Genomic DNA, 19,108 nt, shown 5'->3' with positions numbered 1-19,108 from the left:
TTAGATTAATAAGGGCTTTTAATTTAAAATTTAGAATATAAAATAGGAATTTGTAGAGTAGGTAAGAAGTAAGAAGTAAGAAGTAAGAAGTAAGAGTGAAAAGGTAAGAACTAATAGGTAAAAGGTAAGAGTTTCTTTAAAAAATTTAGCAAAGCTGAATTTTCACCACAACTATTACTTATTACCTGTTACTTACAAAGTAATTATAAAAAATTCCTTGAGTTTTATCCTTAACTCTTACTTCTTAGCTATTACTCATTACTTACCTGCAAATTTCAATTATAGTTAGCTTCTAAAAGAGCTTTATTCTTCATTTTAGACATAGTGAACAGTGATTATTAACTGGGCACTGAGGATTAGGTATTAACTACTAATGGGTTTTGATCACCTGTAGTAGTTAGATAACAGTACCAAACAAATATTAGGGACTAACTACTGATAGAATTTGATTTACAAAAATAAGGGGAGATAGCAGATGACTTTTTATGAACTTACTTTAATAGCTTTAGCACTTTCATTAGATGCTTTTGGGGTGGCTATTAGTCTTGGTATATGCAATTTAAAATTTAGAAAAAGTGTGCCATATATAGTTTCTTTTGGATTTTTTCAGTTCTTTTTTGCTTTTGTGGGAGCTTATGCAGGAATTTTATTTAACTCATATATAGCAGAAATGCCAAAGGTTATTGGTGGTATAATAATAGTTTTGGTGGGAATACTTATGCTTAAAGAAGGGTTTCAACATGAAGAAAATAAGTTTATAGATAGTACAAAGGCTTATTTTATACTGGGAATGTCTGTGAGCATTGATGCCATGGTAATTGGTTTTACAGTTCTTAATAGCATAAAAAGTAATTGGTTAATTTTAAGTGATTCACTTTACATAGGATTTATAACTGTTATAATGACTAGCATAGCTTTCAGTATGTGTAGGTATTTAAAAAAGATAAAAACTGTAAGTGCTTATGCGGACTATATAGGTGGAGTAATACTTATAATGTTTGGACTTAAGATGGTATTTTTTTAAAGGGATGATTGTATGGAAAAATATAAGTCTATTATGAAAAATAATAATATGAAATGCACAAGAGCAAGATTCAGTATTTTAAAACTTTTAATTGAGGAAGAAAAATCATTAAGTGCAGATTACATATATGAAACTTGTAAAATGCATGGTATAAATGTGGATTTATCTACAGTTTATAGAACACTAGAACTATTTTATGAAAAAGATTTAGTACAAAAATTTGATATAGGTAAAGGAAAGTACGAGTATACTTTTAAAGAAGATAATCATAAGCATATATTAAAATGTGAGCTTTGTCATAAGCAGGTAGAAATAGACTGTCCTATACCACAAATAAAAGAAATGGTAAAAGGTAAGACAGGCTTTGCAATGGTTGAATTGGAAGATGATATTAAGTTTAAAGGTATATGTGAAGAATGTATAGGTAAAAATAAAAAGAAATAGAATAGGGGCTATGGATTTTGGTAGAATTTTTTAAGTTTCCATAGTCCTTTTTTATTTTTTTCTAAAAGCATTTTATAGCTAATTAAATCATGAGGAGATTTTTTCTTAAGACCTTTCACGGAGACTATGCACATATTGCCATCGGAAAACTCCACTTCCCAGTTGTCCAATCGGTACAATTTATATTTATTAAATATACCAGTAGTACTGTATTTTTCAACAGCTCCACCTATGTTTTTAGTTTTTTTTATGGAGTAAATATTTAGAAATATAAATATTGTAAAAAATATAATACATATAAAAATTAAAAATTTTTTCATAATAACACCTCGATTTTAATCTACCGTTTTAAATGCCTAATTCATAGTTGTGGTACTTGATTTTTAACATTTAATTTTAAATTTATATTAGCGTTATTCATATATTAGTATCAAATAAAGTAAATAAATAAAGTTTAGAAATAAGATATTCGGGTGATTGATAATAAGTTTTCTTATTTATATTTATAATACCATAAAATGTATAGTATGCAAAAATTATCATTAAAAATGCAAATAATTTAAAAGAATTTTTTAATGATTTATAGGAGTAAAACTTAGGAATTGTGTTATAATATTACTAAATTGTGCTTTTTTATAATTGTTTTTTAGGTATTTTTTAAAGAGAAGGGGGTGAAGCTGCTGATAGTTTTGGGCTATGGCAGCAGGTAATGGCAAATGTTAAAAAGTTAAAAAACAGAGAAGAAATTTCAGAAAAATACAAGTGGAATATTAAAAAGGTTTATGGGGACTTAGAAGCTTGGGAAAAGGATTTTAATGTGCTGAAGGAAAAGGCACCAAAGCTTTCAAATTATAGTGGTAAGTTATCAGAGGGAAAGGAACTTCTAAATTTCTTAAAACTTCAAGAAGAAGTGTCAAGACTTCTAGAAAAGTTATATGTTTATGCTCATTTGAGAAGCGATGAAGACACAGCAAATAATACTTTTCAGGGAATTAAAAATAGAATAGATGCGTATCTTGCAGAGGTTATGAGCTTTGGAGCTTTTTTTCAGCCTGAAATATTGTCCTTAGAAGAAGAATGTATTTCAAAATCCATGAAAGAAGTGACAGAACTCAACATGTATAAATTCTATTTGGAAGACATATTGAAAATGAAACCACATACTTTGGATAAGAAGACTGAGGAGATTTTGGCTTCTCTTTCAGATTGTCTAAATGCACCAGGAAATATAAGAGGAATGTTAGCTAATGCAGACATGAGTTTCCCTTATATAAAAGATGAAGAAGGAAACGATGTGGAGCTCAGTGAAGGAAACTATGTTAATTTCTTAAGAAGTAAAAATAGACAGGTTAGAAAAGAAGCTTTTGAAAAGTTATATGAAAATTATTATAAATTCAGAAATACTTTTGCTACAGCTTTAACATCTTCTATTAAGAACTTTATAGTCACTTCTAAAACTAGAAATTTTGAAAGTTCTTTAGAGAGTTCTTTAAAGCCTAATAACATACCTTTAGAGGTTTATAATAATGCAGTAGAAACCATAAATAAGCATTTAGATTCTCTTCATAGATATGTTAGAATTAAAAAGAAACTTTTAGGAGTAGAAGAAATGCATATGTATGATTTGTACGTGCCAGTAATAGATACTCCAAAGGCTAATATAGAATTTGAGGAGGGTGTGGAAATAGTTAAGGAGGGTTTAAAACCTTTAGGGAAAGAATATTTAGACATATTCCAAAGTGGAGTGGACAATGGTTGGATAGATGTATTCCAAAACAAGGGTAAGAGAAGTGGAGCTTATTCTTGGGGATGCTATGATACTATGCCTTATGTGCTTTTAAACTATAACTATGGTTTAGATGATGTATCCACATTAGCTCATGAAATGGGACACTCAATTCATTCTTATTATTCAAGAAAAAATCAACCTTTTATATACTCAGATTATGTACTATTTTGTGCAGAAGTAGCTTCTATAACCAATGAATGTCTATTAATAAAGGATCTTATAGATAAGGAGAAAGATGAAAAGAGAAGACTTTATCTTATAAACCAACAGTTAGAAGGAATTAGAACTACAGTGTTTAGACAAATAATGTTTGCAGAATTTGAAAAAATAACTCATGAAATTTTAGAAACTGGCAAGCCTCTTACTAGTGAAGAATTATGCAAGATATGGAAGGATTTAAATGCAAAATATTTTGGAAAAGATATGATAATAGATGAGGGGATAGAGATGGAATGGGCTAGAATACCTCATTTTTATTCGGATTTTTATGTATATCAATATGCTACTGGTTATGCCGCAGCTAACTCCTTTAGCACTGCTATTTTAAATGAAGGAGAAGAAGCAGTGGAAAAATACAAAGGTTTCTTAAAAAGTGGAGGGTCTGATTATCCTATAAATATTTTAAAGAGAGCTGGAGTAGATATGGCTACTGCAAAACCTTTAGAGGATACTATTAGGAGATTTGATGAACTTTTGGATATGCTAGACAAATAAAGCACTTAAAACATTATCTTTGTATACGATAATAAATAAAGAAATAAATTTATTTATCTTATGTGGTGCCAGCTGTAACCTTTGTTTTTGCCCAATGGAGTGTTACAGCTGGCACCATACTGGATAAGCTCTTTTAAGTTTCACCAGAATAAGATATTCTTTTTAAGAAAATTACTGATGAATCTAAAAATAATTTGATTAAGTCATATGATATGGTGTGTTTTATGTAGAAAATCACAAATTTTCATAGTGAACTAACACTAGTATGACTGCGCAAGTAAAATTTTTACTAACGAGGGGTGCAACATGAGGTTAGAGTGTATAGATAATGTAAAGGAAATGGAGATATTAGGGAAAAGTATACTAGGGGATGATGGACAGATATTATTAAAGGCGGGCATAACTATTACGGATAGATATTTAGAAAAACTAAAGAATTTAGGTGTGTACTACATATATATTAAAGATGAAAGACTTGAGGATATAAAAGTAGAAGATGAAGAACTTACAGAATTAAAGCAATACGCCATTAAAAGCTTGTCTAGAGTTGTTAAAAATGTAAGTTTAAATGGAGAAAAGGAAGTAAGAGAGAGTGTAGAAAAGGTTCAGAGCCTAGTGGAGTATATACTAGAGAATAAGGATGTGGATAAAAGTCTTAATGATATAAAAACTTATGATAACTATACATATATACATTGCTTAGACACTAGTATAATGGCAACTTTTTTAGCGGCCTCCTTAAATATTGAAAAAGACAAAATAAAGGAGCTGGCTACTGGAGCGGTGCTTCATGATGTGGGTAAGACTAAAATTTCTAATAAAATTATAAATAAAACGGGAAGGCTTACACAAGAAGAGTTCAATGAAATAAGAAAACATCCCATATATGGAAAAGATATATTAGAAAAAAAGTTTTACATGTCAGATATTGTGTTGAATACGGTATTACAACATCATGAAAGAGTAGATGGAAGGGGATATCCCTATGGATTAAGTGGAAATAATATTTCTAAATATGGAAGAATTGTTGCTATTTGCGATGTGTATGATGCAGTTAGTAGCGATAGATGTTATAGAAAAAGATTTTCCCCTAGTGAAGCTTACGAATTAGTATTAGCAGGCAGTGGTAATGCTTTTGATGAAAACATGATTGTAAAGTTTAGAAATACCTTTTCTGTTTATCCTTTAGGAGTAAAGGTAGATTTATCTAATGGTTTATCAGGATATGTTTCTGGACAAAATTCAGGTTATCCAGATAGACCTATTATAAGAATATTTGATGACTACAACCAATCTTCATATAAAGAATTAAATTTATTAGAAATTACTAATGTCACTATAAGAGGCTTAAGCTAAAATAAATTATTAGGAGGAAATATGAGAAAAAATAAACAATGGTTTATTACATATTTTTTAATAGCTGTAAATATAATTATGTATTTAATAAGCGCATTTCTTTCAGAAAATATATTTGACATAGATATAAGAGTGCTAGTTTATCTAGGGGCAAAACTTAATTTATTGATAGATGCGGGACAGTATTATAGACTAATAACATGTACATTTTTACATGGTGGACTTATGCATATAGCGTTAAATATGTATGCACTTTATGCCATAGGACCTTTAATAGAAAGTACCTATGGAAAGTTAAAGTTTGCTTTAATATATTTTGTATCTGGAATTACATCGTCCTTTTTTAGTTATAAATTTTCAAATGGAGTCTCTATAGGAGCTTCTGGAGCTATTTTTGGGCTTTTAGGCGCTGCTTTAGTTTTGTCAATAAAGATGAGAAAAGTTATAGGTGAGGAATTTAAGAGAAATATTATATCTGTAATTTTAGTGAACGTAATAATAGGATTATCCATTTCTAACATAGATAATTTTGGGCACCTAGGTGGTCTTATAGGAGGAGTACTAGTGAGTATGTTATTATTTAAAAGAGAAGATACACTTTAAGTTGTATTTTCAGTACGTCGTATTTAGTGTGCTAGGGGTCTAGGGATTAGTGTGCTAGAGTGCCAGAGTGCTAGGGATCCAGAGATTAGTGTACTAGTGTGCCAGAGTGCTAGGGGTCTAGTTAAGGTGAATTTTTCGCTGTGCGAAAAATTTTTTAATTAAAAAAGGGGATAGAAAAGCGAAGCTTTTCTAGCCCACTAGCCCACTAAGGTCTTCATAATAAAGGGTTTCTTTTTCCATTAGAAGTTCTGAAATATCGCAAAGCTGTTGTTTGTTTTGCACAAGTAACTCCTTTGTTTTTGTGTAAAGAAAGTCCACTAAATCTCTACATTCCTTAAGAATTTCACTGGTATTTTCCCCATTAGATGAAAGATTACTAATGGAAAGCAAGCCTAAATTTTCTCCCATTCCGTATCGGGTAACCATATTGAAGGCTATTTCTGTACACTTTTGCAGGTCATTGTATGCACCAGTGGTTATGTGATCCTTTCCAAAGGTTATTTCTTCAGCAGCTCGTCCACCTAGAGCTACCATGATTCTTTTATATAAATAATCTTTACTTTGATACATGTTATCCTCTGGAATACTTAAAGTATAACCGCCCGCGCCTTTGGTACTTGGTATTATAGTGACTTTTGAAACTTTTTCTTCTGGAAGAACGTGCATTGAAGTAAGGGCATGTCCTATTTCATGATAAGCAGTGATGGTTCTATCTTTTTCTTTTATAAAATCTCTATTTATTTTTTCATATCCAGCTAAAACAATGGAGTATGCCTTGTCCATATGAATGTCTTCAATATTTGTACTATTATCTTTGCAAGCAAGTATGGCAGCTTCATTTACTAAACTTTCTAGTTTTGCTCCAGAGAAGTACGCTGTTTTTTTAGCCCATTCCCTTATCTTTATATTTTTGCAAGGTTTATTTTTAAGGTGAAGATTTAATATCTTTTCTCTAGCAGAAACATCGGGAAGAGATACTTCTATATGTCTATCAAATCTACCAGGTCTTAATAAAGCTTCATCAAGTATGTCTAATCTGTTTGTAGCAGCTATTACAACAATACCCTCTTCTTCTTGGAAACCTGACATTTGAGTAAGCAGGGCATTTAAAGTTTGATCTCTTTCTTCGGCACCACCGGAATTAGAATCACTTCTTTTTTTACCAATGGCATCTATTTCGTCTATAAATATTACAGCTTTTCTGTGGGCTTTGGCTTTTTTAAATAAACTTCTTATTCTTCCAGCCCCTACTCCTACATATACTTGTACAAAATCTGAACCAGACACAGGGAAGAATGGAACCTCTGCTTCACCGGCTATAGCTTTTGCCAAAAGAGTTTTACCAGTACCAGGATCCCCGTAAAGTATTATTCCTTTTGGTATTCTTGCACCGTATTTTTTATATTTCTCTGGGGACTTTAAAAAGTCTACAATGTCCTTTAAACTTTCTTTAGCTTCTTCATTTCCAGCTACACTATTAAAATCACAAGATATTTCTTTTATAGCTTCTGTATCTATGGAAGAAACAGAAAATAGTCCTTTTTTACCAGTTCTATTAGAGTTTAAAAGAGTCAGTCCAATAACTCCAGCAGAAAATAAAATTCCTAGTGAAGGTATTAAAAATTTTAAGTCTATTAAAGATTCTTCTTTTACCTTTATGCCTGATTTTAGAAGTTTTTCTTTAAAATCTTCCTTTCTAGGGTTATCTGTTTTATATATTTTACCATCCCTTAGTTTTACACTTATAATTGGTGATGTAGTGTCATAAACACTCTCTACTTTATTTTGCGAAACATCTTTCATAAATTCTAGATAGGTTTTTTCAGAGGCGTTATTAAAGGGAAGTTTAAAATATATCAAACATGTTAATGATAAAATTCCTAGTATAAGTGGTAAAAATATTAGTTTCTTCTTATTTTTATCCATAAACTCATCCTTTCTAATTTCACAATGTCGAAATATGTCGAACAACATTATTATACAAAATTAATAAGCTAAAGTCCAATATTATAGATAAAATTTTATAAAGTAAATGATGGAAAAGAGTTTGCAATTAACGCATAAGTATAATCATAGCATCAATAACTTTGTTTATGCCGTGATTACCTACTGTTGAGAAGGTAAAATATGAAAAATTCGTGGAATTGAGAAGATAAGTGTAGTATTATTAATGTAGGAAGTTTAAAAACCAAATAACAAAGTATGAAAACCAAATAATAAAGTATGAATAACAAATAACAAAGAAGGAGTATTTTCAGTTTCTGCTGAAAATGAACAATATTTAAATTTTGATATTTGTATAATAAACATACTTATAAGTGGCAAGTAATAATCTCTAAGTATTAGTTATTTTAGGGATTAGGTACTGGACGCCAGGTATTATAATTAAGAGATTAGGGGGAAGTAGATATGAGAATTTCTTCAGTAAATATTGTATTAAGCAGTGAGGATTTGTTGAGTATATTAAAGGATTTGGTGGGAGAATTTTTGCCTAATAAGGGTTTAAATATAGATGCAGTGTTGCTTAATGAGGATATTATCATAAAGGCAAGTTACAATGGAAAAATTAAGATGTCTTTTGTGGTAGTTTTACAGGTATGCTCTGTTGTAAATAATATGATTAAACTTCAAATAAAAGAGGTTAGACTAGGTAAATTTAAGGTATTTAATTTTCTTAAAAATTTTGGCATAAAAAAAGCTATGTCCTCTTTAAAAGAGTATGGAATTTTTGTGGACAAGGATTTTGTGGTGGTGGCAATGGATAAATTAGAGGAACACATACCAGGTGCTAATTTTAATATTTTATCCATAAGTGTAGAAAAAAATATTAAAGTAGAATTAGAAAGTTTAAATATTAATTTAAAAGAATTATTAAAAGAGGATAAGGATTTAGATTCTAAGGAAACACAGGATGATGATGAGTTAATAGTTATAGAAAAAAAGGAAGATGGATATACTGAATTTAGAAGTAATGTTATAAAAAAGGTGCCAGATAAGTATAAAAATATAGCTAAATATGCTATGCTTTTGCCAGATATAGCGGCTCTTTTTGTAAGATTATTTAAAGATGAGAGAGTTAGTAAAAAGGTAAAAGTACAATTAGGACTTATAATAACCTATTTAGGTTTCCCAATAGATATATTTCCGGATTTTATTCCTTTTATAGGTAAAATAGATGATGTAGCAGTGGCTTTCTTTGGGCTTAATAAGATTTTCAATGACATTCCTCAGGAAATAATACTTGAGAATTGGCAAGGAGAAGATGATATTATAGCTATAGTAAAAGATGGAGTATACTATATGTCAAATATAATGGGAGCAGAAAGAGTATCAAAACTTTTATTTGCTTTAAAAGCCTCTCAGAAAGAAAAAAATCAGGATGAATATAATAAAGATATAAAGGTGAATAAAAAGGATAGGTGTAAAGATGGAATGGTTAAGTAGTATAAGGGACAAGTTCCAGTGCTATGAATATATGAAGGACAAGTTCACTTCTAGGAGATGGCCAGTGGAACAGTATAAAGAGATAAATTACGGTCTTCAATTTGGAGTTAATATTAATGGAATGAGAGAAAATATAAGAGTTTATCATAGTAAAAAAAAGGGCATAACTTGTGATTTTTCAGGAGTAAAGTCTCAGGAAAATGAACAACTTATAAGAGAAACTTTAATGGGATATGACGGGGAAAGTATAAATAATAGTGAATATGTAATAAACAATAAAGGAATAGAGAAAAATGAATGTATAAAGAAAAATGAAGGAATGTTAACTAATGAAACTACAGAAGGATTAAAGCCTCTTATAGGTACTGATGAGTCAGGAAAAGGAGATTTCTTTGGCCCTTTAGTAATAGCAGGGGTATATGCAGATGAAAATACCCAAAGAATACTTAGAACTTTGGGAGTAGATGATAGCAAAAAACTTACAGATAAAAAGATATCTTCTATAGCAGAAGATATAAAAAAATTATGCACCTATTCTATTGTGGTGGTAGGTAATAAGAAGTATAATATCATTTACGAAAAAATAGGAAATTTAAATAAACTTTTGGCCTGGGGGCATGCTAGAGTGATTGAGAATGTTCTTGAAAAGGTAGAATGTGAAAATGTTTTATCAGATCAATTTGGAAATCCAAATCTTATAAAAAATGCTCTAATGGAAAAGGGAAGAAATGTGAATTTACAGCAGAGACCTAGGGCAGAAGAAAATGTTGTGGTGGCAGCAGCAAGTATATTAGCAAGGGATGCCTTTGTGAAAAATATGAAGCAAATGAGTAAGGAATATGGAATAGAATTTATAAAAGGAGCTTCAAATATGACCATAGAAGTGGGCAAGGATTTTGCTCATAAGTTTGGTAAAGGTAGGCTTAATGAAGTAGCAAAAATTCATTTTTCTACATTTAAAAAAATTTAACATGGATTATTTTTTATAAATTGCACATCATAATAGTAATAATTATTTTTATCCGATGGCTGCAAACTGCAACACTCTCATCTTCTATAGATGTGGTAATTAACAGTAGTTATGCCCTGGATAATAAGTTCTAAGTTTTGAGGGAGTAAAACTCTTTGAGCGAAGAACTTTATTCATGCTATGAATGAGGAATGAAAGGTGGTGTGTAATTTGAAGGGAAGAATGATGAATAAAATGACCGTTGGAGCTATGATCGGTATTGCAACAGGACTTATTGTGGCTTCAAACATGGATAGGAGCACCAGAAAAAGAATTAGAAAAGCTGGTAAAAGAATGAGAAATACTGCAGAAGACTTGTATTACAATATAAATGGACGTATGCATTAATTGAAGTGGAAGGCTACTATCAATTTATTTTTGATAGTGGTCTTTATTTGTATTTAGAATGTATCTACATAATTATTTACTAGCAGCTTTGACTTGTTATTTCTTTTCGCGTACCTTAATTTTTTTTATATTTAAATAAACATTAAAATTATTAAAACATATTTTGCAGAAAAGATAAAAAATATGGTATAATAAAAGATAATTTAAGGAACTTTTGCAAATAAATAAAATATTCTACATAAGTGAAGGAAGATAAGGTATGGAGATATTATCTTTGGGAGAAAAAATTAAAAGAAGACGTAAAGAATTGGGTATGACCCTTAAGGATTTGGCAGGGGAAAGAATTACCCCAGGACAAATAAGTTTGGTAGAGTCAGGTAAATCTAATCCAAGCATGGATTTACTTGGATACTTAGCAAATAGGCTTAATATTTCTGTGGAGTATATAATGGAAAGTGAAGAAACACAAGCAGAAAAAATATGCTTATTTTACGAAAATATTGCTGAGACTTATATCATAAGCAATGATTTAGTACAAGCAGAACGTAATATAGAAAGTGCTCTTTATTATGCTGAAAAGTATAGGCTGGAATACAGAAAAGCAAATATTTTATTTTTGAGAGCAACTATACATATGTTAAAAGGGGAAGAAGTTTTAGCACAACAACTTTTTTTATCTGCTAATGTAATTTTTATTAAAAATAATTGTTATGAAGAAGTAATAAGAACATTTATAAAATTGGGAAAGATAACCTTGGATTTAAAGGCATATCACTCTGCGGGAAGCTATTTCCAACAAGCTGAAAAGGTTTTTATGGATAATAGAATTGGAAATGATTTTCTTATCGGGGAAATATATTATTATACCGCATTGACTTTTTTAAAACTGGAAAATATAAGTAAGTCTATAAATTATACTTATCTTGCAAAGGAAAAATTTGTTCAAATAAACGACAAAGAAAGATATGCTAAATCCATGATGCTTTTAGCTGAAGAATACAGTAAACAAGGGGAGTTAGAAGAAGCTATAAAATATTCTAAAAAGAGCTTGGAATTATTTAAGGAAATAAATAATGTGAACTATTTAGGAAAGATTGAAAATGACATGGGTATACTCTTTGCTGATTTTCAAAACATAGAAGAGTCGTTTATTCACTTAAATAAAGCAAAGGAAATAAGAAAATTAAATGGGGATAGAAGTTTAATAGAAACATTAATAAATATATGTGAAAATTACATAAAATTAAAGGATGTTTCTAGTGGAAAAGAAGTTTTAAAAGATATTTATTCGTATATTGAAAAAGATGAAGGAGAGCAATTAGAAAATAATATTGATTTAATGAATTACTATATGTTAAAACATAAGATAGATAGGATGGAAGATGATTTAATAGAGGCAGAGAGATCACTTTTTCAAGCACTTAATATAGCTAAAGAAAATGGTCTTAAGAAGAAAGTTGGGGAAATAAACATAGTGTTAGGTAAGTTTTATGTAGAAACAGGTAACGAAAATAAAGCTTCTGTATATTTAAGTGAGGGGGTTGAATTATTCAAGGAGCTAGGAATAATAAAAGATTTTTAAATTACGGATAGGTGATTATATGGAAATATTGAGCAGGGGAGAAAAAATAAAGAGAGCAAGAATATACAAGGGTTTGACTTTGAAGGATGTATGTGGGGATAAAATTTCTGTTTCTAAATTAAGTTGTGTGGAAAATGATAAGGTAGATGCTGAGGAAGATATATTAAAATATATAGCGAAAAAGTTAGAATTAGATTTGGAATATTTAAAGCAAGGTGTGAAAGAGCAATTAGAAGAAAATTTTCAGATGTTAAAAGGTAATACTAATTTAAATGAGTATGAAGAAAAGCTTAGATATAATTTAAAAGTAGCTATAAATCACAAGTTTTATGATAACGCTTTTAGTTTTATGCATACACTATTTAATTATTATATAGATAAGAATACTTTGGAAAACATACAGCTTATTACTAGTGAATTTTATGATTTATATCAAAAGGTTTATAATGACAGAAATAGAATAATATATTATTTGGATATGTCTAGATATTGCTTTGCAAATAAGGAATATAGACAAGCCATAAATTTCTATGAAGATGTAAGAAAGTTTTTAGTTTTAGATGAAAATTTAAAGCAAGAATACCTAGTAATAACAACATATAATGAAATAGTTTGTAATATTATGCTTAAGGAATATGAAAAAGCTTATGAAGTTTCCAATGAACTTGCTGAAATAGTTGAATTAGAGAAAGACGAAAATAAAAAGGCTGAAATTTATCATTTGTTAGCAATGATGTGCTTAAGAGAAAATAAGGAGTGCTTTAAAAAATATAAGCAGAAAGCAAATGAGCTATATGGCGATAATAATGAGAAAAAGGCTATTGCTATGTACAATTATGCAGTTACTTTGTTTCGTTTGAAAGAAAAAGAAAAAGCAGTTGAATATGTAAAAAAATCTATAAAGTATTTTCCAAAGCACGATAAGTTCAATTTGGTGTATTTTATGCTTGGGGTAGTAGAGGAACTTTGTAACAATGATGTGTTGGATTTTGGTAAAGAAGTATGTAATGAGGTTTTAGACTATGCTATAGAAGTAGACAAATTAGAGTTTATAGAAAAGGCATATTACTATAAGGCAAAAATTTTAAGCAAGTTAAAGGAAGAAGATCAAGCTGAAATTTGTATGAATTTATGTTTAGATGCTTTGGTTAAGTTTGGGAGTAATAAAGAATTATATGAGAGATATTTAGAAATGGGACATATGTATTATAATTTAGGAAGTATAGGAGATGCGTTGAAATATTTTGATTTAGCGCTTAAAATGGAGAAAAAAATATAGGTAAAGGTGCATTTAGCATCTTTATTTATTTTTTTGGTGATTTTTAAGTATCTGTTGGGTGAAATATACTTTGACTTTCTTTGACTTTTATAATATTATTTAAATATAAAATTGGTAATAATATAAGAGAGGTGAATAATATGGATATAGATAAATTGACATTAAAAGTTCAACAAAGTATAAATGAGGCACAACTAGTAGCCGTGAAATATAATCATCAACAATTAGATGGCATTCATCTTTTTATGGCGCTTTTGTCACAGGATGATGGGCTTATACCTAATATATTTTCAAAGATGGGAATAGACATTAGAAGTTTAAGAGAGGACACTCATAGAACTTTAGATAATATGCCTAAAATAACTGGTGAAGGAGCAGAGTCAGCGGGGGTATATGCTTCTAGAAGATTTGAGCAAATATTTTTAAAGGCGGAAGATATAGCTAAGGATTTTAAGGATTCTTATGTTAGTGTGGAACACGTAATGCTTTCTATGATGGAGGTTTGCAGTGGAGGAGATTTAGGAAAAATATTTTCTAAATATCATATAAATAAAAAGAACTTTATGGAGGTTTTAGCTCAGGTGAGGGGAAGTCAAAGAGTTGATACACAAGATCCAGAAGGTACTTATGAAGCTTTGGTTAAGTATGGAAGAAATCTAGTGGAAGATGCTAAAAAGCATAAGTTAGATCCAGTTATAGGAAGAGATGAAGAAATAAGAAGAGTTGTTAGGATACTTTCAAGGAGAACTAAGAATAATCCAGTTTTAATAGGCGAACCTGGTGTAGGTAAAACAGCTATAGTAGAAGGGTTAGCTGAGAGAATTGTAAGAGGAGACGTACCCGACGGATTAAAAGATAAGACTATATTTTCTTTAGATATGGGAGCTTTAATTGCAGGAGCTAAGTTTAGAGGAGAATTTGAGGAAAGATTAAAGGCTGTATTAAAAGAAGTAGAGAACAGCGATGGAAGGATAATTCTTTTCATAGATGAGATACACACCATAGTAGGAGCAGGAAAAACTGAAGGCTCTATGGATGCGGGAAATATTATAAAGCCAATGCTTGCTAGGGGAGAACTTCACTGCATAGGAGCTACTACCTTTGATGAATATAGAAAGTATATAGAAAAGGATAAGGCCTTGGAGAGAAGATTTCAGCCGGTGGTTGTGGATGAGCCTACTGTAGAGGATGCCATATCTATATTGAGAGGATTAAGGGAAAGATTTGAAATACACCATGGAGTTAGAATTCATGATTCTGCCATTGTAAGTGCAGTTAAGCTTTCTCATAGATATATAAGTGATAGATATCTTCCAGATAAAGCAATAGACCTTATAGATGAGGCAGGAGCTATGATAAGGACAGAGATTGATAGTTTGCCTACTGAGCTGGATCAAGTTAAGAGAAAATTATTTCAACTTCAAACTGAGAAGGAAGCTCTTTTGAGAGAAAAGGATGAGGCTTCTAAAAAGAGATTAGAAGTTTTAGAAAGGGAATTAAGCGAGTTGAAAGAAAAGGACAATGAAATGTCCTCTAAATACCAAAAGGAAAAAGATCAAATAGTTAAAATTAGAAATTTAAAAGAAAGTTTAGATAAAGCTAGAGGAGACATGGAGAAAGCAGAAAGAGAAGCAGACTTTAATAAAGTGGCTGAAATTAAATATGGCTCCATTCCTAAAATTGAAGATGAAATAAAGAATTTTGAAAAAGAAATAAGGGAACACTCAGATACAGCTCTTTTAAAAGAAGAGGTTACAGAAGAAGAGATTTCAGAAATTCTATCTAGATGGACAGGAATACCAGTATCTAAATTAGTAGAGGAGGAAAGGCAAAAGCTTGTAAAATTAGAGGAGGAGCTTTCTAGGAGAGTCATAGGACAAAAAGAAGCAGTAAAGGCTGTATCAAATGCAGTTATAAGGGCTAGAGCAGGACTTAAGGACGAAAAAAAGCCTATAGGTTCTTTTATATTCTTAGGACCTACTGGTGTGGGTAAAACCGAGTTAGCCAAAACTTTAGCTAGAACTTTATTTGACAGTGAAGAAAATATAATAAGAATTGATATGTCTGAATATATGGAGAAATATTCAGTTTCAAGACTAATAGGAGCGCCTCCAGGATATGTAGGTTATGAAGAAGGAGGTCAACTCACTGAAGCAGTTAGGCGTAAACCATATAGTGTGGTTTTATTTGATGAAATTGAAAAAGCTCATGATGATGTATTTAATATATTCCTTCAAATATTAGACGACGGAAGACTTACAGATAATAAGGGAAAGGTAGTAGACTTCAAAAACACTATAATAATAATGACTTCTAATATAGGAAGCAGCTACCTCTTAGAAAATAATAAAACCGATGGTATAGATGAAAACATAAGAAAAAAAGTAATGGAAACCATGAAAAATAGATTTAAACCAGAATTTCTAAATAGATTAGACGACATAATAATGTTCAAGCCACTTACAGATGATGAAATTCAACACATAGTGGAAATATTCTTAAGGGATATAAGAAGAAGACTTCAAGAAAAGAATATAAACTTGGAAGTTACCAAAGAAGCTATGAGGCTTATGGCTAAAGAAGGCTTTGATGGAGTATATGGTGCAAGGCCATTAAAGAGATATATAGAAGGAACTTTAGAAACTGAAATAGCTAAGGGCATTATTAAGGGAGACATTAAAGAAGGTGATAATGTTAGGGTCGATGAATTAGAGGGAGAGTTGAGAATTGGCAAATGAACAATAAGAAATGAACAATTACCAATGAGAAATAAGAAATGATGAATAAGAAATGAACACTGAACAATGATCATTGACAATTGATCATTGTTCAGTTGTTTTTCCTTGAATATAAATATTAATCTTGGAGAAAATAGTATTAGTAAAATTGCAGGGAGATGAGATTTATATGTCAAGGAAAAGACCTTTGGTTCCTAATGCTGCTGCAGAATTAGAAAGCTTTAAAATAGAAGTGGCAAAGGAATTGGGATTAATTCATAAGAATTCTCCAGATATGGACTCTGGAGATCCAACTTTAAATGTAGGTGGTGAAATGGTTAGGAGAATGGTGAAAAAAGCAGAAGAGAAGATGACGGAGAAATAATTAGTTTGCTAGATATTAGTGTGCTAGGGGGCAGAGATTAGTGTGCTAGGGTGCCAGAGTGCTAGGGGTCCAGTTAAGGTGAATTTTTCGCACAGCGAAAAATTTTTTAATTAAAAAAGGGGCTAGAAAAGCTTCGCTTTTCTAGCCCACTAGCCTCTGCTTTGGTTCTTATTTTCTCTTTTTACTATAAATTCTTTTGCTTTTATTTCTAGAGAGTTATCTAACTCTGGAAAATTAAAGGTTTTGTATTTGTTTTCTAAGGCAGTGTATAAAAGTCTGTCGGCTAGTTCAGGATTTTTTGAAAGCAAGGAGCCGTGGAAATAAGTACAAAAGGTATTTTTGTAAATACAACCTTCATATCCATCTTCACCATTGTTTCCGTAACCTATCTTAACTTCACCTAATGGTTTTAGAGCTTTGCCTATGTAAGTTCTTCCTGAGTGATTTTCAAAACCTACGTAAGTTTCTTTAAATATAGGGTTATATATTACAGTGTTTCCTATAAATCTTGTATTTCCTGCCTCTGTGTATATATCTAAAATATCAAGACCGTTTAATTTTTCTCCTGTAGGAGTGGTGTAGTATTTACCTAAAAGCTGGTATCCACCACATATGGAAAGAAATACTTTGCCGTCTTCAATATAGTCTTTTAGAGCATCTTTTTTATTTTTAATAAGATCCTCAGAAACGATTGATTGCTCGTAATCTTGACCACCGCCGAAGAATACTATATCATAATCATTTTTTTGAAAAGTATCTCCCATAGAAACATTTAGTACGTTAACTCTAATGCCTCTTTGTTCAGCTCTGTGTTTTAATATTAATATGTTTCCCATATCTCCGTATACATTTAAAAGGTCTGGGTATAAATGACAAATGTTTAGTTCCAATAAATCCACCATCTTTCTAATAAATAAGGTAATAGTTTTTAGTCTCAAGTATCCCAGTACTAATACTTGGGTATAGTACTGGACATTTTAACTGTGTTTACAATATAAATATTAAAGTTAAGATATTAAATATGAAAATTACCACAGTTTATTTATATATCCTTTACTGTGAAGGAATTTTCTAAAATCAATCATGGCTGTGTAAGTAGCTAAAATGTATACTTTGCTATTTGGAGAATTTTTTATGTTTTCAAGTAGTTCTTCTCCAATTTCACATAGTGCAAATTTATTTTGGTCTAAACCAGCTATTTTTAATCGTATGGCCATATCGTAAAGTCTTGAGCCGGATATGAAAATTTTTCCTATGGACAAGTCTTTAAGTTTTTCAAAGTTTACATCCCAAATCCAAGATACATCCCTTCCATCTGCATAATTATCATTTAAGAGGAAACACATATCTAAGGAAGTCTTATTTAAAATTATGGTGTTAAGGGCTTCATCATAACCAGCAGGATTTTTAACTAGAATAATTTTAATTTCCTTGCCCTCTATATTTATTTCTTCTTGTCTTCCAAAGGAGCTTTGTTGATTTTTCAAAGAATTTATTATGTTATCTTCTTCTATTTCCAATTCTCTACATATAGAGTAGGCGCAAAGACCATTATATATATTATAGGTACCAGGCTGATTTATAGAAACTTCCTTTCCGTTTATATTTACTAGAGAATAGGAAGGTGTTATTTCTGAAAACTCATCTACATAGTATTTAAGTTCAGGTCTTTTAAATCCGCAGTTGTCACAATAGTAATCTCCTAAATGATTGTAAGTTATGAAGTTATATTTGTATGGAGCTTTGCATTTTTTACAGAACTTAGCATCTGCGTTTACATCTATTTTTTTGTTTTTATCTAGTGCTGTTTTAAATCCATAGTATATTACTGGATTTTCTAATTCTAAATCTCCAAGTAAAGATTCATCACCATTTAAAACAAGCTTTGATTTAGGTGAAAGATTAACTCCTTCAAGTATTTTATTTAAAGTAGTATACACTTCACCATATCTATCTAGTTGATCTCTAAATAGGTTTGTTATAGTTATTATTTCAGGTTTTAAATATTTAGTTATGAATTTTACATTGGCTTCATCCACTTCCATTACAGCGAATACATCTTCATTTTTTCTTTTGAAAGAAAAATTTTCTACAAAACACGCCACTACTCCAGGTAACATATTTGCTCCCGTATTATTTGTAATTACATTTTTCCCAGAAGCCTCTAATACATTGTGTATCATACTAGTAGTGGTAGTTTTTCCATTGGTACCAGTGACTATTATTACATTATAGCCAGCACCAATGGTTTTTAAAATATCAGGACATATTTTTAATGCCACTTTTCCTGGGAAATTACTTCCCCCTTTTAAAAAAGTTTTGGAAAGTTTTAGAACTATTTTTGAAATTATTATGCTGAAAAATTCTTTTGTCTTAATTTTAAACACCCCTTTGTTTATAGGAATTTATAATTC

General features: G+C 30.4%; 15 protein-coding genes and 1 pseudogene. 12 read left to right on the top strand and 4 right to left on the bottom strand.

Annotated elements, in window-relative coordinates:
- The first annotated feature begins 475 nt into the window (after positions 1 to 475).
- Complete coding sequence (locus tag CC89_RS09435; RefSeq protein WP_035291590.1) at positions 476 to 1,024, top strand: manganese efflux pump MntP; 549 nt, start codon at positions 476 to 478, stop codon at positions 1,022 to 1,024.
- Positions 1,025 to 1,036: 12 nt separating this feature from the next.
- Entirely contained in the window at positions 1,037 to 1,468 is a 432-nt protein-coding gene (locus CC89_RS09430; RefSeq protein WP_035291589.1) for a Fur family transcriptional regulator, read from the top strand.
- Between the two features lie 8 nt (positions 1,469 to 1,476).
- On the opposite strand, the gene CC89_RS09425 is transcribed toward CC89_RS09430, so the two are convergent.
- On the bottom strand, positions 1,477 to 1,788 hold the full coding sequence (locus tag CC89_RS09425; protein ID WP_035291587.1) for a hypothetical protein: 312 nt from the start codon (positions 1,786 to 1,788) through the stop codon (positions 1,477 to 1,479).
- A gap of 389 nt (positions 1,789 to 2,177) precedes the next feature.
- On the opposite strand from CC89_RS09425, the gene pepF reads away from it, so the two are divergent.
- The 3 genes and pseudogenes from pepF to CC89_RS09410 all read left to right on the top strand — a co-directional run.
- On the top strand, positions 2,178 to 3,971 hold the full coding sequence (gene pepF / locus CC89_RS09420) for an oligoendopeptidase F (RefSeq protein WP_035291586.1): 1,794 nt from the start codon (positions 2,178 to 2,180) through the stop codon (positions 3,969 to 3,971).
- A 306-nt stretch (positions 3,972 to 4,277) separates the two neighbouring features.
- A complete protein-coding gene (locus tag CC89_RS09415) occupies positions 4,278 to 5,327 on the top strand; it encodes an HD-GYP domain-containing protein (RefSeq protein ID WP_035291584.1) in 1,050 nt (349 codons plus the stop codon).
- 30 nt (positions 5,328 to 5,357) lie between these two features.
- Positions 5,358 to 5,930, top strand: a pseudogene (locus CC89_RS09410) (rhomboid family intramembrane serine protease); the annotation flags it as partial.
- Between the two features lie 189 nt (positions 5,931 to 6,119).
- Here the strand turns inward: CC89_RS09410 and CC89_RS09405 are convergent.
- Positions 6,120 to 7,856 (bottom strand): ATP-dependent metallopeptidase FtsH/Yme1/Tma family protein, encoded by a 1,737-nt coding sequence (locus tag CC89_RS09405; protein ID WP_035291580.1) that lies wholly within the window; start codon positions 7,854 to 7,856, stop codon positions 6,120 to 6,122.
- 483 nt (positions 7,857 to 8,339) lie between these two features.
- Here CC89_RS09405 and CC89_RS09400 point away from each other — a divergent pair, with 483 nt between their 5' ends.
- The 7 genes from CC89_RS09400 (at position 8,340) to CC89_RS09375 (ending at position 16,694) form a co-directional block, all read left to right on the top strand.
- Positions 8,340 to 9,374, top strand: coding sequence for a YkvA family protein (locus tag CC89_RS09400; RefSeq protein ID WP_035291578.1), 1,035 nt, complete (start codon positions 8,340 to 8,342; stop codon positions 9,372 to 9,374).
- Between the two features lie 31 nt (positions 9,375 to 9,405).
- The gene (gene rnhC / locus CC89_RS09395; RefSeq protein ID WP_185750726.1) at positions 9,406 to 10,344 is read left to right on the top strand and encodes a ribonuclease HIII; all 939 of its coding nucleotides are present in this window, start codon (positions 9,406 to 9,408) and stop codon (positions 10,342 to 10,344) included.
- Positions 10,345 to 10,554: 210 nt separating this feature from the next.
- The gene (locus CC89_RS20495; protein WP_185750725.1) at positions 10,555 to 10,731 is read left to right on the top strand and encodes a YtxH domain-containing protein; all 177 of its coding nucleotides are present in this window, start codon (positions 10,555 to 10,557) and stop codon (positions 10,729 to 10,731) included.
- 259 nt (positions 10,732 to 10,990) lie between these two features.
- Positions 10,991 to 12,313, top strand: a complete 1,323-nt coding sequence (locus CC89_RS09390) for a helix-turn-helix domain-containing protein (protein WP_035291576.1) — start codon at positions 10,991 to 10,993, stop codon at positions 12,311 to 12,313.
- A gap of 79 nt (positions 12,314 to 12,392) precedes the next feature.
- Positions 12,393 to 13,592, top strand: a complete 1,200-nt coding sequence (locus CC89_RS09385) for a tetratricopeptide repeat protein (protein WP_286161336.1) — start codon at positions 12,393 to 12,395, stop codon at positions 13,590 to 13,592.
- 140 nt (positions 13,593 to 13,732) lie between these two features.
- Positions 13,733 to 16,330 carry an ATP-dependent chaperone ClpB gene (gene clpB / locus CC89_RS09380; RefSeq protein ID WP_035291573.1) on the top strand — a complete coding sequence of 866 codons (2,598 nt, stop codon included), beginning with the start codon at positions 13,733 to 13,735 and terminating at the stop codon, positions 16,328 to 16,330.
- Between the two features lie 169 nt (positions 16,331 to 16,499).
- The gene (locus CC89_RS09375) at positions 16,500 to 16,694 is read left to right on the top strand and encodes an alpha/beta-type small acid-soluble spore protein (protein ID WP_035291571.1); all 195 of its coding nucleotides are present in this window, start codon (positions 16,500 to 16,502) and stop codon (positions 16,692 to 16,694) included.
- 149 nt (positions 16,695 to 16,843) lie between these two features.
- On the opposite strand, the gene CC89_RS09370 is transcribed toward CC89_RS09375, so the two are convergent.
- Both CC89_RS09370 and CC89_RS09365 read right to left on the bottom strand, forming a co-directional pair.
- The gene (locus CC89_RS09370) at positions 16,844 to 17,584 is read right to left on the bottom strand and encodes a type 1 glutamine amidotransferase (RefSeq protein WP_035291569.1); all 741 of its coding nucleotides are present in this window, start codon (positions 17,582 to 17,584) and stop codon (positions 16,844 to 16,846) included.
- A 138-nt stretch (positions 17,585 to 17,722) separates the two neighbouring features.
- A complete protein-coding gene (locus tag CC89_RS09365; RefSeq protein ID WP_185750724.1) occupies positions 17,723 to 19,081 on the bottom strand; it encodes a Mur ligase family protein in 1,359 nt (452 codons plus the stop codon).
- Between the last annotated feature and the right edge of the window lie 27 nt (positions 19,082 to 19,108).

Source organism: Clostridium sp. KNHs214 (genome assembly GCF_000744935.1).
Classification (GTDB): Bacteria; Bacillota; Clostridia; order Clostridiales; family Clostridiaceae; genus Haloimpatiens.
This window is presented reverse-complemented; position numbering and strand designations above follow the sequence as displayed.